15 protein-coding genes and 1 pseudogene are annotated in these 13,531 nt (G+C 71.9%); 14 read left to right on the forward strand and 2 right to left on the reverse strand.

Translation table 11 applies throughout. The features are described 5' to 3' along the window. Window positions 1–12 precede the first annotated feature (12 nt). Entirely contained in the window at window positions 13–387 is a 375-nt protein-coding gene (locus tag N865_RS08850; protein ID WP_034804311.1) for a DUF2255 family protein, read from the forward strand. A gap of 49 nt (window positions 388–436) precedes the next feature. Further along, a complete protein-coding gene (locus N865_RS08855) occupies window positions 437–1,453 on the forward strand; it encodes a zinc-dependent alcohol dehydrogenase family protein (RefSeq protein WP_034804314.1) in 1,017 nt (338 codons plus the stop codon). 182 nt (window positions 1,454–1,635) lie between these two features. Here N865_RS08855 and N865_RS08860 read toward each other — a convergent pair whose 3' ends face one another. Continuing rightward, complete coding sequence (locus N865_RS08860; RefSeq protein ID WP_034804317.1) at window positions 1,636–2,523, reverse strand: restriction endonuclease; 888 nt, start codon at window positions 2,521–2,523, stop codon at window positions 1,636–1,638. A 269-nt stretch (window positions 2,524–2,792) separates the two neighbouring features. Here N865_RS08860 and N865_RS22695 point away from each other — a divergent pair, with 269 nt between their 5' ends. The 6 genes and pseudogenes from N865_RS22695 to N865_RS08880 all read left to right on the forward strand — a co-directional run bounded on the left by N865_RS22695 (window position 2,793) and on the right by N865_RS08880 (window position 8,609). Then, window positions 2,793–2,969 carry a hypothetical protein gene (locus N865_RS22695; RefSeq protein ID WP_157557632.1) on the forward strand — a complete coding sequence of 59 codons (177 nt, stop codon included), beginning with the start codon at window positions 2,793–2,795 and terminating at the stop codon, window positions 2,967–2,969. Window positions 2,970–3,071: 102 nt separating this feature from the next. Continuing rightward, a pseudogene (locus N865_RS23915) lies at window positions 3,072–3,347 on the forward strand (DNA glycosylase AlkZ-like family protein); the annotation flags it as partial. Between the two features lie 140 nt (window positions 3,348–3,487). After that, window positions 3,488–4,156 carry a DNA glycosylase AlkZ-like family protein gene (locus tag N865_RS23835; RefSeq protein ID WP_322786055.1) on the forward strand — a complete coding sequence of 223 codons (669 nt, stop codon included), beginning with the start codon at window positions 3,488–3,490 and terminating at the stop codon, window positions 4,154–4,156. Then, a complete protein-coding gene (locus N865_RS08870; protein ID WP_051510380.1) occupies window positions 4,149–4,763 on the forward strand; it encodes a GNAT family N-acetyltransferase in 615 nt (204 codons plus the stop codon). Before N865_RS23835 ends, N865_RS08870 begins: the two co-directional genes overlap by 8 nt. 125 nt (window positions 4,764–4,888) lie before the next feature. Beyond that, window positions 4,889–7,564, forward strand: coding sequence for a phosphoenolpyruvate carboxylase (gene ppc, locus N865_RS08875; protein ID WP_034804320.1), 2,676 nt, complete (start codon window positions 4,889–4,891; stop codon window positions 7,562–7,564). Between the two features lie 82 nt (window positions 7,565–7,646). After that, window positions 7,647–8,609: a VHS/ENTH/ANTH domain-containing protein gene (locus N865_RS08880; protein WP_034804322.1), complete on the forward strand. Its 963-nt coding sequence runs from the start codon at window positions 7,647–7,649 to the stop codon at window positions 8,607–8,609. Here N865_RS08880 and N865_RS08885 read toward each other — a convergent pair. Further along, window positions 8,592–9,644 carry an SMP-30/gluconolactonase/LRE family protein gene (locus N865_RS08885; RefSeq protein ID WP_051510381.1) on the reverse strand — a complete coding sequence of 351 codons (1,053 nt, stop codon included), beginning with the start codon at window positions 9,642–9,644 and terminating at the stop codon, window positions 8,592–8,594. The two genes, N865_RS08880 and N865_RS08885, sit on opposite strands and share 18 nt — an antisense overlap. Before the next feature lie 120 nt (window positions 9,645–9,764). On the opposite strand from N865_RS08885, the gene N865_RS21710 reads away from it, so the two are divergent. From N865_RS21710 to N865_RS08915, 6 genes are all read left to right on the forward strand, one after another. Next, on the forward strand, window positions 9,765–10,250 hold the full coding sequence (locus tag N865_RS21710) for a MarR family winged helix-turn-helix transcriptional regulator (RefSeq protein ID WP_051510382.1): 486 nt from the start codon (window positions 9,765–9,767) through the stop codon (window positions 10,248–10,250). 80 nt (window positions 10,251–10,330) lie between these two features. Then, a complete protein-coding gene (locus N865_RS08895) occupies window positions 10,331–10,927 on the forward strand; it encodes a sulfite oxidase-like oxidoreductase (protein WP_034804325.1) in 597 nt (198 codons plus the stop codon). Beyond that, window positions 10,897–11,658 carry a ferredoxin reductase gene (locus N865_RS08900; protein ID WP_034804328.1) on the forward strand — a complete coding sequence of 254 codons (762 nt, stop codon included), beginning with the start codon at window positions 10,897–10,899 and terminating at the stop codon, window positions 11,656–11,658. Before N865_RS08895 ends, N865_RS08900 begins: the two co-directional genes overlap by 31 nt. Before the next feature lie 13 nt (window positions 11,659–11,671). Next, the gene (locus N865_RS08905) at window positions 11,672–11,992 is read left to right on the forward strand and encodes a DUF6510 family protein (protein WP_051510383.1); all 321 of its coding nucleotides are present in this window, start codon (window positions 11,672–11,674) and stop codon (window positions 11,990–11,992) included. A 174-nt stretch (window positions 11,993–12,166) separates the two neighbouring features. After that, window positions 12,167–12,739 carry an RNA polymerase sigma factor gene (locus N865_RS08910; RefSeq protein ID WP_034804331.1) on the forward strand — a complete coding sequence of 191 codons (573 nt, stop codon included), beginning with the start codon at window positions 12,167–12,169 and terminating at the stop codon, window positions 12,737–12,739. A gap of 244 nt (window positions 12,740–12,983) precedes the next feature. Further along, the gene (locus N865_RS08915) at window positions 12,984–13,511 is read left to right on the forward strand and encodes a hypothetical protein (protein ID WP_157557633.1); all 528 of its coding nucleotides are present in this window, start codon (window positions 12,984–12,986) and stop codon (window positions 13,509–13,511) included. The last annotated feature ends 20 nt before the right edge of the window (window positions 13,512–13,531 follow it).

Here is a 13,531-nt window from a genome sequence, read left to right on the forward strand (position 1 = left end):
AAGGAGACCGCCATGAACGCCTGGACCACCGACACCGCACGCACCGTGACGGCGCCTGAGGAGGTGCACGTCGCCGTCCGGCGGGCCGACGGCACCCTGCGCCGCCCCCGGATCATCTGGATCGTCCGGGACGGTGACCGGGTCTTCGTCCGCTCCACCAACGGCCGAGGCGCGGACTGGTTCCGCTCAGCCACGGCGAGCGGCGCCGGACAGATCATCGCCCGCGAGACGGCATACGACGTGCTCTTCACCGAGGTCCACGAGGAGTCGGACCTCGCCGCCGCGGACGTCGGCTACCGCACCAAGTACGGCCACTACGCGTCGATCGTCGACCACCTCGAGGAGGACGGCCCGCGCGCGGCAACCCTCGAGGTGCACCCTGCCTGATCCCACGCGCGTAGACCACCAGCCGAACCACAACAGACAGGAACAGCCCATGCTCGGCACGATCATCCACGGCCCCCGAGACATCCGCCTCGAGGAGCGACCCGACCCGACGATCGTCCTGCCCACCGATGCCATCGTGCGCACCGTCGCGGCCTGCGTGTGCGGCTCGGACCTGTGGCGCTACCGCGGCATCGCCGACGTGCCTCGACCGACGCCGATCGGGCACGAGTACGTCGGGATCGTCGAGGCCGTCGGGTCCGACGTGACCTCCGTGGCGCCCGGTCAGTTCGTCGTCGGCGGCTTCCTCACGAGTGACAACACGTGCCCGGTGTGCAAGACGGGGGCCCACGCCAACTGCCAGAACGGCACCGGCTACGACGGCTGCCAGGCCGAGCTGATCCGGGTCCAGAACGCCGACGGCACCCTGCTCGCCACCCCCGAGCAGCCAGACGAGGAGCTGGTGCCCAGCCTGCTCGCCCTCTCCGACGTGATGTGCACCGGGTGGCACGCCGCCGTGAGCGCCGACGTCCGGCCAGGGAGCACGGTCGTCGTGGTGGGCGACGGCGCGGTCGGGCTCTCGGGCGTCCTCGCGGCCTCCCAGCTCGGCGCCGAGCGGATCATCTCCATGAGTCGCCACGCCGACCGGCAGGCCATTGCCCGCGAGTTCGGTGCCACAGACATCGTGGCGGAGCGGGGCGACGCGGGCATCGAGGCGATCCGGGAGCTCACGGGCGGCATCGGCGCCGACTCGGTCCTCGAGTGTGTCGGCACCGCGGAGTCCGTCGACCAGGCGTTGAGGTCGGCCCGCCCAGGCGGCATGGTCGGCTGGGTGGGCGTCCCGCACGTAACCGACCTTCCACAGGAGCACATGTTCTGGAGGAACGTCGGTCTGCGCGGCGGCCCAGCCCCGGTACGGGCCTACCTGCCCGACCTGCTCCAGCGGGTCTGGGACGGGCACATCGAGCCCGGCAAGGTCTTCGACATCACCCTTCCGCTCGCCGAGGTCGCCGAGGCGTATGCCGCGATGGACGAGCGGCGCGCCATCAAGGCCCTCCTGCTGCCCTGACCTCGCGGGCGCCGGCCTCGCCGGCCGTTCGTGGCACCGGCTGCGCTTTGACGCAGGAGCTGCGCGGGCCCCGGCGGTCCGTGCCACGAAGCGCAGCCAGTCGTCACGCCCGCGGCAGGACCTCTTGTCGGACGGGCGAGAACGGTCGCGTTCCTTCGCGACTCGGCTGCTCAACGACTCGCCTAGAGGGCGTCGAAGCAGTCATGATCGACCTTCTTCAGGACCAACGTAGTCGCCGTCTGCACCCCTACATCGTGGTGGACGAGAAGCCCCGCCAACTGGCGGCCGTCAACCAGCGCGATCCTCGCTCCCGATATCGCGGCCCACTCCCTCGCTTCTCGCGTGTAGGCGCTCGTCGTGATGAAGACCCCCCTATCCGCACCAAGTCCCCGGAGCGCCCCCGCAAAGCCTTGGAGCTCGGGACGGCCCACATTGTTCCCGTCCGCGTACCTCTTGGCTTGGACACATACACGGTCAAGCCCTAGCGGATCCAGCGAGATCACACCGTCGATCCCACCATCGCCGCTGCGACCGGAGTGCTCGATGTTGCCGCTCTCCCCGTATCCCATTGCCTGCAACAGTTCGAGAACGAGCCGTTCGAAAGAGGTTGGATCGATGCTCCTCACCAGTTCCAGCAGCTCAACCTCCAGTGCCCGGGTGTGAGCTCGCGCCGCGTCCTCCGCGACCTCTATTGGTGTCGAGTTCGGGACTGCTGCGAGCACCGTCGCGCCGGCTTGTGGAAGATCGGGAGTCTCAGATGTCCCCTTGGGCCCATGCCACGCAGCTAGCGTCTCGCACCCGCCCTCAAGCTCAGCCAGGCCCGCCTCGGTGATGCTGTACCTACCCCGATCTCGCTTGATGAAGAGAGCCTTGACCAACGGATCGGCAGCGTGCCAAACCCGATGCTCGATCAATGGCTGGCCCTTCGAGATCACGATGGTTCGGTCGGCAGCTTCCAGCCCGATGAGATCGCTTACCTTTTCGGCGAGTTCAGCTTTGGACAGGACGACTCCATCCTGAAGGCACGCTAGAACAGCGCGTCTGAGGTCGCCGCTTGCAGGAACTCCCATGTGTCGCAACCTTGCTGCCCGGGCCGCTGTTGATCAGGAGAGTACTAAACGAGCCCGACCCCACACTGGGGACAACGCCTGCGCCTGAACGTGGCTCCCGGCTGGTCGTCGTTGCGCTTTCGGCCGACGAGGCTGGCGCATCGGGCCATGATGTCGTCATGGGTAGAGACACGGAGGACCGGGCCAGCCCCCAAGGGTCGTTTAGGCGGCCTTCCTACCGGCAACGTGCCAACGATCGGTGGCCGCTCGTCCTGGTCCCGATGGCAGCGATGGGCGTGGTGCGAGTCGTCGTCTCGGGCCTCGAGGGCTGGGAGCTCGTCCTGCTGACGCTCAACACCGCCTACGGCGCCACGATCAGCGCGATCCTGATGACCCTGCTCGTGGCGTTGGTGCCGGCACGGCCGCGACGGATCGCACCCGCGGCGACCCCGGACGGGTCGGCGTGATCGGGACGGGGCCACGTCCCCGGGGTGGTGCTGGGCACCCGCGCGCCGCACGGTGAGTCGCGGCGGGACTTCTTGTCGGACGGCGGCGTTAGGGTCGGCGGCATGGCCGTCCCCCGACTGAGCAAGGACGAGGCCCGCCGGATCGCGATCCACGCGCAGCTGCTCGACGCGCCCCGACCGACGGACCTCGTCGCCGTCGTCGAGCGGCTCACGCTCCTGCAGATCGACCCGACCGCTGCCATCGCACCGAACGCCGACCTGGTCCTGTGGAGCCGGCTCGGGTCCACCTACGACCCCGTCGACCTCGTGAAGGCCGTCGAGCACGACCGGTCACTCGTCGAGACCGTCGCCTACATCCGCAGCCCGCGAGACCTGCCCGCGGTGATCGCCGAGACGCGCGACGCCGAGCCATACGAGCTCATGGCCGCGTGGCTGAAGACCAACGAGCCGTTCCGCCGCGACATCCTCGCGCGACTCGCCGAAGAGGGCCCGCTGCTCTCCCGCGACATCCCCGACACGTGCGTCGAGCCGTGGCCGTCCTCGGGGTGGACCAACAACGCAACATCACCAAGATGCTCGAGGCCCTCGCGCTGCGCGGGCACGTCGCGATCTCCGGGCGCAGGGGTCGGCAGCGCTACTGGGACATCCCCGAGCGCGTCTACCCTGCCGACCTGCCCACGGTCGACCTCGAGACCGCCACGAGGCACCGGCACGAGCGCCGGCTCGCTGCGCTCGGCATCAGCCGCTCCCGCGGTCCCCAGATCCCCGGTGAGCCGCCCTACGTCGGCGAGGCTGGCGAGGAGGTCGAGGTCGAGGGCACGGCGGGCACCTGGCGCGTCCACCCGGCATACGTCGGGCTGCCTTTCGAGGGCCGGACCGCGCTGCTCTCGCCGTTCGACCGCCTCATCCACGACCGCGTCCGGGCCGAGCAGCTCTTCGGGTTCGAGTACATCCTCGAGATGTACAAGCCCAAGGCGCAGCGGCGCTGGGGGTACTTCGCCCTCCCCGTCCTCCACGACGACCGGCTCGTCGGCAAGCTCGACGCCACCGCCGACCGCAAGGCCGGCCGACTCGTCGTCAACGCCATCCACGAGGACGTGCCCTTCACGGGGGGCATGACCGCCGCCGTGCGCGCCGAGATCGACGACCTCGCCACGTGGCTCGGCCTCGAGGTGAGCGATGTCTGAGACCCCGGCCACGAGCCGACACAGGGACACCGCCATAGAGGTGCGCCCCGCGACCGCGTCGCGCTTCGACGACGTCGCGACCATGCTCGGGCCGAAGAACCCTGACTCCACGGTGTGCTGGTGCCTCAGCCATCGCCTCGACTCGAGGACCAGCCGTTCGCTCCTCGGAGCCGCCCGGGGCGCCTACGTCCGCGAGCTGTGCGGACGGGACGTAGCCCCGGGCGTCCTGGCCTACGACGGAGACGAGGTCGTCGGATGGGCTGCCGTCGCGCCGAGGTCGGAGCTGCCGTTCGCCCGGTCCACCAAGATCCCGCACGTCGACGACCTTCCCGTGTGGTCGGCGTGGTGCATCCGCGTCCGGCCCGGGCACCGCGGCCGCGGGATCTCGCATGCCCTCCTCGAGGGCGCCGTCGCCTACGCGCGCTCGCAGGGTGCGCCTGCCATCGAGGGGTACCCGGTCGACAACGAAGGACGGAAGGTCGACACCACCATGGCGTATGTCGGCACCCGTGCCCTCTTCGAGCGGGCCGGCTTCACGAAGGCGGCCGACACGACATCGGTCTCCGGCGGATTCCCACGCGTGGTCATGCGGCTGAGCCTCTTGTGACCGGTCATTCCGCCGACCCAGCCGATACCGCTGACCGGCGGCATGAGCTCTCCGGTGTCCATGGTCGGTCCCGGCGGTTGGACAAAGCCTCCAGGTGCACCGTGCCTCGCCCGTAGGGTTGACGCGTGACCTCGAACGACGCCGACGCCGTCCTCAATGCCGACATCCAGCTGCTGACGGGCCTGCTCTACGAGACCGTCGAGCGCCACGACGACGCCTCGCTCGTTGCGCTGATGCGCGACGTCGAGCGCTGGGCCTCGGCGGCCCACACCGTCGCGTCTCCGGACGACGAACGGATCACCCGCCTGCTGGGGGCGGTGGACCCCCGGAGCACGGCCAAGCTCGCGCGGGCGTTCACGGTCTACTTCCACCTCGTCAACGTCGCCGAGCAGGTGCACCGCCTCGACGAGTCCGCGGTCCACGGCGGAGCCTCGCTCGCCGAGACGCTCGCGGCGATCCGGGCTGCAGACCTCGACAAGGACGACCTCGTCCGCACGATCGCGGAGATCGAGGTCCGCCCGGTCTTCACCGCCCACCCGACCGAGGCGACGCGACGCTCCGTCCTGACCAAGATCCGCCAGATCGCCGACCTGCTCGAGAAGCGGGCCGACCCGCGCGCCCAGCCCGGCGACCGCGAACGCGTCGAACGACGGCTGGCCGAGGTGCTCGAGCGGCTGTGGCAGACCGACGAGCTGCGCACCGACCGGCCGCGACCGATCGAGGAGGCGCGTTCGACCCTGTTCTACCTCGAGGAGCTGGCCGATCGGGTGCTGCCCGAGGTCGTCGACGAGCTCGCGGTCGGCCTGCGCGACCTCGGGGTCGACCTCTCCCCGACAGCGGTCCCCGTCCGTCTCGGCACCTGGGTCGGCGGCGACCGCGACGGCAACCCCCTCGTCACCGCATCCGTGACCGAGGAGGCGATCCGCCTCCAGACGGACGCGGCGCTGCGCCTGCTCCGCGAACGGCTCGAGTCCCTGCACGTCGAGCTGTCCGCCTCGACCCGAGTCGTCGCGGCCAGCGACGAGCTCCTCGAGCTGATCGGGACGGGTCCGACCGAGCCCTATCGTGCCGCCGTCCAGCGCATCCTCGACCGCCTCGAGGCCACGCGGGCTCGGCTCGTCGACGACCGACGGGTCCCCCAGTCGTATGCCGGCGTCGACGAGCTGCTCGCCGACCTCCACGTCATCCACCGCTCCCTCGAGGCCAACCACGGCGAGCTGACGGCCCGAGGGACGTTCGCGCGGTTCATGCGGATGGTCGCACTCGTCGGCTTCCACCTCGCGGTGCTCGACATCCGCGAGCACTCCGGACACCACCACGCGGCGCTCGGCCAGCTCTACGACCGCATCGGCCAGGAGCCGGCATACGGCACCCTCTCCTCCCCGGAGCGTGCGGAGCTGCTCGCCGACGAGCTCGCCGGGCCGCGGCCCCTGCTCGGGCCCACGACCCAGCTGACCGGCGACCCCGCGAGGACCCTCGAGACCTTCCACACGGTTCGCCGGGCGCTCGACCGCGACCCCGGCGTCATCGAGTCGTACATCGTGTCGATGAGCGAGGACGTCGACGACGTCCTCGCCGCGGCCGTGCTGGCGCGCCAGGCAGGGCTCGTCGACCTTCAGGCGGGCGTGGCTCGGATCGGGTTCGTGCCGCTGCTCGAGACGCCGTCGTCGCTCGCCATCGCCGGTGACTTCCTCGACCGCCTGCTGAGCTGCGAGCCCTACCGCGAGCTGGTCCGCCTACGCGGCGACCGCCAGGAGGTCATGCTCGGCTACTCCGACTCGGCCAAGCTCGGCGGCATCACCGTCTCCCGCTGGGGGCTGCACCGGGCGCAGCGCGACCTCGTGGAGGTGGCCCGGCGCCACGACGTCAACCTCGTGATGTTCCACGGCCGCGGCGGCAGCGTCGGGCGTGGCGGCGGGCCGAGCCACGAGGCGATCGTCGCGCAGCCCGCGGGGACCGTGAGCGGCTGCATCAAGATCACGGAGCAGGGCGAGGTCATCTCCGACAAGTACCTCGTCCCCGCGCTGGCCCACCGCAACATGGAGCTCTCGCTGGCCGCGACGCTCCGGGCGGCGACCCTGCGCCGCGAGGCGAAGGGCACGAGTGACGTGCGCCGCCGGTGGGACGACCTCATGAACGTCATCGCGGAGACCTCCCACGAGGCCTACCTGGGCCTCGTCAGCGACGAGGCGTTCCCTGCCTACTTCCGCCAGTCCACGCCGGTGGACGAGCTCGCCGACCTCAACATCGGCTCCCGACCGGCGCGCCGGGGCGGAGGCGCCCGTCTCGAGGACCTGCGGGCCATCCCCTGGGTCTTCGGCTGGACGCAGTCGCGCCAGCTCATCCCCGGCTGGTTCGGCGTCGGGTCCGGGCTCGCCGCGGCCGTCGCCGCCGGCTATGGCGACCAGCTCGACGAGGCGATGCGGCGGTGGCGCTTCCTCCGCTCGTTCCTGTCGAACGTCGAGATGACCCTGAGCAAGACCGACCTCGGCATCGGCCGACGCTACGTCGATCAGCTCGTCGACCCGGAGCTGCGACGGTTCTTCGACGTCATCACCGCCGAGCACGACCTGACCGTCCGGCAGCTGCTCGCGGTCACCGGCAAGGACGCGCTGCTCTCCAACGAGCCGGTCCTCCAGCGCACCTTCGCGGTGCGCCACGGCCGGCTCCATGCCCTGCACGAGCTGCAGATCTCGCTGCTGCACCGGACCCGCTCGGGGCAGTCGGGAGACCCTGAGCTGCAGCGCGCCCTGCTCCTCACGATGAACGGCATCGCCGCCGGCCTGCGCAACACCGGATGACGCCGGAGGCGGGGGCGCCCGGATGAAGGATCACCTACCCGGGGTGAGGACCGCAGTGCCCTGCAGCCGATAGACCGGGCCCATGAGACGCGCCGCCCTGTCCCTCACCGCCGTCGTCGGCCTCGTCGTGCTCGCTGCCTGCGGTGGAGGAGGCTCGGTCACCCTGCCGACGGCACGACCGACCATCACCTCGCCGACGGTCACGCTCCCCTCGGTCACCCTGCCGACGGTCACGGCTCCCACCGCGACCGCCCCGACGGCGACGGCACTCCCGCCGGCCACGACCCCCGCTGAGACCACGACTAGCGCCGTCACGACCCCGCCGCCCGAGACCAAGACCCAGACCCAGACGCAGACCCGGACGCAGACCCAGACGCAGACCCAGACGGTGACCGCGACGGCCACGGCGACCCTCACCCAGACCGTGACCGAGACACCGAGCGCGACGACGACCACCCCAGAGTCCTCGACCACCTCGACCACCGCGACCGCCGTCCCGACGGAGCCCGAGGCCAGCGGGGAGGGCGGCACGACGTGGTGGCCGTGGGTGCTTGCCGCCCTCGTGGCCATCGGCCTGGCCGTCTGGCTGATCCTCCGGCGACGCGCCGCACAGCAGGTCGTCGAGGCCTGGGAACGGCGCTTCGCCCGCGCCCGGAGCGAAGCCTCCTGGGTCGAGGACTCGCTCGTCACGCAGGTCCTGGCCCCACCCACGACCGCGGAGGCGGCCGGCGTCTGGGAGGCGGCCCAGCCGCGGCTGCTCGCCATCGACGAGTCTCTCCACACCCTCGCCGCCGAGGCGCCCGACGAGGCCCGGCGAGCTTCGGTGACCCAGGTCGGCGACAGCCTCGCGCGCCTCGTCGCCGCGGTCAGCGGCGACCTGGCCGCCGGCCCCGAGGCGACACGAGAGGACTTCCAGGCCAGCCGGGCGGCCGTCGATGCCGCGCGCCGGGAGCTCCGCACGGTTCTCGGTCCCGTCGACGCGACCGCGGGCGACCTGGGCGCCAACGGCTCCCCCGAGTCGCCGGACCTACCCGGTGGCCCCTGATACTGCCTGCCCCGGCTCGTCCCCTCCGGATCCGCAGGTCGGGTCCTCGACCGTCGACACCGTGAAGGGTGGCACCCCGACCGGGTCGTCGAGCTGGCTGTTGACGACGTACACCCGGCACTGGAAGACCGCGAGCGTCGTCGGCAGCGCGAACGCCTTTCCGTGGCCGTCCGCGAGCACCACGTGCTCGACCGCGCCCGACCTCCAGCCCCGGTCGAGCCGGGCGATGTAGACCCCGCTCGGGGCGCCGTAGTTGAGGACGGCATACAGGGTGTCGCCCCGCACCTGCATTCCGTCCGCGCCGAACGACTGACCACCGAGATCGACCATCTCCACGTGGCGCGTCAGCGTGTCGACGCGCCAGACGGCCTCGGTGCCGTTCGAGGCGACGAGGAGCACCCGGCCTGCGGGGTCGGCGACGATGCCGTTGAGCAGCCAGTACTGCGCGGGGAACCACGACAGGGCAGGACGGATGTCGAGCCACGGCTCGAGCTCGCCGATCGCGTCGCCCTCGACCGAGGCTCGGTAGACGACAGGGTTGGCCCAGTCGGTGACGTAGACCGCGGTCGGGGTGAGCACCAGGTCGTTGAGCCGGGACGGCGCGAGCGGCCCCCCGGCCGCCGTCCGCGCCGCCACGAGTCCACCGTCGCGGTCGTGCACGAGCAGCTGCGACCCGCCGACCGACCAGACGCGCCCGACGTCGTCGGTGTGCACCCCGAGGCTCGTCCCGCGCTCCGTCGTCCCCGCCGCGGCGAAGGGTGCCAGGGTCGACGTCCTGACGTCGCCGCGGTAGAGCCGGCCCGTCGAGTCGGACGAGACGTACATCGTCCCGTCGTGGTGGATGGCGATCCCCTCCGGGTGCACGCCCGGCTCGGTCGAGACGACGTACTCGGCGGGCAACGCATGGCCGTTCGCCGTGGCGGTCACCTCCGCGGCACCGGCGGCGGGTGCGGCCGGGAGGGCGCCGACGGCGACGGACAGCGCGAGGGACGCAGCGGCATACGAGAGGACATGACGGAACGGACGACGGCTCATGGGGCACCTCCAGTGGTCGGGACACCCAAGATAGTACGAGTCCGAACCAGATGATTCGGACTCGTAGCATCGTGACCGGATCGTCACCCCACCGCCCCGCCGAGGCGACACAATGGGCGCGTGAGCGACGAGACCGGCGCCCGGCAGGTGGGTGCCCCCGACGGCAACCTCGTCCTCGACCTCTTCGTCCTCGACCAGCGCATGGGCGCCCTCCTCGACGCCGCGCTCGGCCCCACGGGAGTCCGGCCGGCCGAGTATGCCGTCTACAGCCAGCTCGGGGCGGGCCCACTCACCCCGACCCAGCTCTGTGACCGGCTCGGCGTGAGCCGCTCGACGATGACGGGCCACCTCGCGGCCCTCCAGCGCCGCGGCGACACCGAGCGGGTGCCCGACCCACGCGACGGCCGGTCCTACCGCGTCGAGCTCACCGCGTCGGGCCGCGAGCGCCTCGAGGCGTGCCGGCCTCACTTCCGCGCCGCCCTCGCCCGGCTCGTCCACCACCTCGGCGGCGACACCACGGCCCACCGCGAGATGGTCCGTGCCGTCGACGCGGCGGCCGCGCGTGCCATCGCCGATCTCCTCCACGAGTCTGCGGAGCCGCGCTGACCCGGGCAGCGGCGCATCCCCTCGTCAGCGGGACCGGGATCCGGCATGCTGGGGGCCGGGACTCTCCACGGGAGGTGCACATGACCGTCACGCGTGGCTTCCACGGCAGGAGGCGCGACTCGGACGCCCGGCTGCCCCCCGGCCAGCACCTCACGCCCGACTTCCCGGTCCTCTCGGCCGGCCCGACCCCGCTCGTCCCGCGGGACGACTGGGAGCTCATCGTCGCCACCGAGGACGGCACGCGGCACGGCTGGACGTGGGCCGAGCTCATGGCCCTGCCGAGCGAGGACGTCACCGTCGACATCCACTGCGTGACGAGCTGGTCCAAGCTCGACACCGACTGGCGGGGTGTCTCGCTCGACACCGTCCTCGCAGACGTCGACACGGCCGCCGACTTCGCGATGGTCCACAGCCATGGCGGCTACACGACGAACCTCCCGCTCGAGGACCTGCTCGACGGGCGGGCCTGGATCGCCTACGAGTACGACGGGGACGAGCTCGCTCCCGAGCACGGCGGCCCGGCCCGGCTCCTCGTGCCGCACCTCTACCTCTGGAAGTCGGCCAAGTGGGTGCGCGAGATCGAGCTCATGCTCGACGACGCCCCCGGCTTCTGGGAGCAGCTCGGCTACCACGACTACGGCGACCCATGGCGCGAACAGCGATACCAGGGGGACTGAGTGCCCGGCGAGCGTGGCGCAGCGCGACGCTCGCCGACCGCCGACCGGAGACCGCACAGGCGGTCACCCTCGTCCTCGACGTCCCCGACTGGCCGGGCCACGTGCCGGGCCAGCACGTCGACGTCCGGCTGACCTCCGAGGACGGCTACCGCGCCACTCGCAGCTACTCGGTCGCTGCCCCGACCGACGGGGACGCGCTCGAGCTGACCGTCCAGCGGGTCCCCGACGGCGAGGTGTCGACGTTCCTCTGCGACGACCTGCGGCGCGGCGACACCGTCGAGGTGCGCGGGCCCCTCGGCGGCTGGTTCGTCTGGCGCCCCGGGCAGCCGGGGCCGGTCCTGCTCGTGGCCGGCGGCAGCGGCGTCGTCCCGCTCATGTCCATGCTCCGCGCGCGGCCGGCCGGCAGCGCATCCCCCTTCCGCCTCGTCTACTCCGCACGCTCGCCCGAGGACCTGCTCTACCGCGAGGAGCTGGCGCGCCGGGCGGCCGAGAACGACGGTGTCGAGGTCGGCCTGGTCTTCACCCGCAGCGCCCCCGAGGGCGACCGGCGAGGCGTCGGACGCCTCCGACCCGAGGACCTCACCGGACACGGCTGGAGCGTCGACGACGCGCCGACCTGCTACGTCTGCGGTCCGACCGGTTTCGTCGAGAGCGCCGCCGCGCACCTCGTCGCGCTCGGGCACCCGCCCGAGCGCATCAGGACAGAGCGATTCGGGCCGAGCGGTCCCTGAGGAGGTCCTTCGGATGAACAACGAGAGCGCAGCAGACGCGGCGTTCGACGGCAACGTGATGGCCGGTCCGCTGTCAGAGGTCTTCGCGGTCGACATCACCACCGCGCAGGGTCGGTGCCGAGGCTGTGGGACGACGAGCGTCATCGCGACCCTGCGCGTCTACGGGCCCGACCCCGGCCTCGTCGGCCGGTGCCCCGGCTGCGACGACGTGCTGGTGCGCATCGTTCGCACCCCCGACGCCGTCTGGCTCGACCTCGCCGGCCTCACCTCCCTCCGCGTCGCAGTCCCTGCCGGCGTGGCCGGGGTCCCTGCAAGCTCGGGCGGCGACGCCTGAAACCTCCTGCACGCGGTGGCCCTCGAGGAGGCGACTCGGTACCGGAGACGGCGCACCTGACCGGGCCCAGCGGCATACGTCACCTCGACGTATGCCGCTGGACCCCGTGGAGGGTGTCGCGATTGTCCGGCTCGAAACCTCCCGCTGAGTGCTCTCAACCCCCACAATGGCTCGGTGATCGGCGAGGACTTCGAGGCGGTGCTCGCCGACGCGCAACGCGGTGACGAAGCCGCCTTCGCCCGGCTCTGGCGCGACCTCAACCCCTCGCTCCTGCGCTATCTCTCCCTCGGCGGCGACAACGCGGAGGAGATCGCCGCCGAGACCTGGGCAACCGTCGTGGCGGGCCTGGGCCGGTTCCGCGGCGACGAAGCCGGGTGGCGCGGATGGGTGTTCACGACCGCACGACGTCGGGCCATCGACGCAGCGCGGAAGCGCACCCGTGAGCACCGACTCGGTTGGAAGGCCAGCACGTGGATGTCCGACGAGGTGCCCGACTGTGCCGAGATCGCCGCCGACGCGATGTCGACCCAGGACGCGGTCGCCCTGGTGCGCCGGCTGCCCGCGATGCAGGCTGAGGTCGTCCTCCTGCGGGTCGTCGCGGACCTGCCTGTGGCCGAGGTCGCGAAGCTCCTCGGACGCACCCCCGGGGCGGTCCGGGTCGCCGCCCACCGTGGGCTCCAGACCCTCGCGACGATGCTGTCCGACGCCGGTGTAACGCCCGGCGACTCCGAGCCGCTTCGAAGGTGACATGAGCAACCTGTGGCCCGACCCAGCCGACAGCGTGCGTCCCGGCCGTGACGCACGCAGCATCGGCGCACCCGGGGACGACACGGCGGGTGACATCGCGAACGATCCCGCCCTCGCCCCCTTGCTTCGCGGGCTGACCGCGGAACCGACGGAGCGCGAGCTCCTCGGTCTCGGGGCGGCTCTCACGGCCTTCCGGGCGGCTCATGTCACCTCCCCCGCCCCACCCTCTCGACGGAGACCATCCATGCTCTCAGCTCTCACCGGCGCCAAGCTCGGTGCCGCCATCGCCGCAGCGACGGTCAGCGTCGGCGGTGTCGCCGCTGCCGCCTACGTCTCGGCCAACGCGACGACGACCCCCGACGCCCACGCGACCGCAGCCCCCTCGGCGACACACCCCGTCACGGACCCCACGGGCACGCCGGCCCCGGGCACTGAGCACGCCACCGCGACGCCGGTCGGACCCAACGCCACCGGCCACCCCGCCTACGGACTGTGCACCGCCTGGAAGGGCGTTGCCGACAGCGGCAAGGCCATGGAGTCGGTCGCCATGAAGAACCTCACCGCCGCAGCCGGCGGAGCCGACAAGATCGCGGCCTTCTGCGCCAACGTCCCCGCCCCGGGCAAGTCGGCCGACCACCCCACCGGCAAGCCGACGTCCACCCCGACCGGCAAGCCCGAGACCGTCCCGACGGGCAAGCCGACCAGCACGCCGACCGGCAAGCCGGCGTCCGTCCCGACGCCGTCCGCCACGCACCCGACGGGTCGCTCCTGACCCTCCGGTCCAGAGCGGTC

The sequence above is a fragment of the Intrasporangium oryzae NRRL B-24470 genome, from assembly GCF_000576595.1.
Classification (GTDB): domain Bacteria; phylum Actinomycetota; class Actinomycetes; order Actinomycetales; family Dermatophilaceae; genus Intrasporangium_C; species Intrasporangium_C oryzae.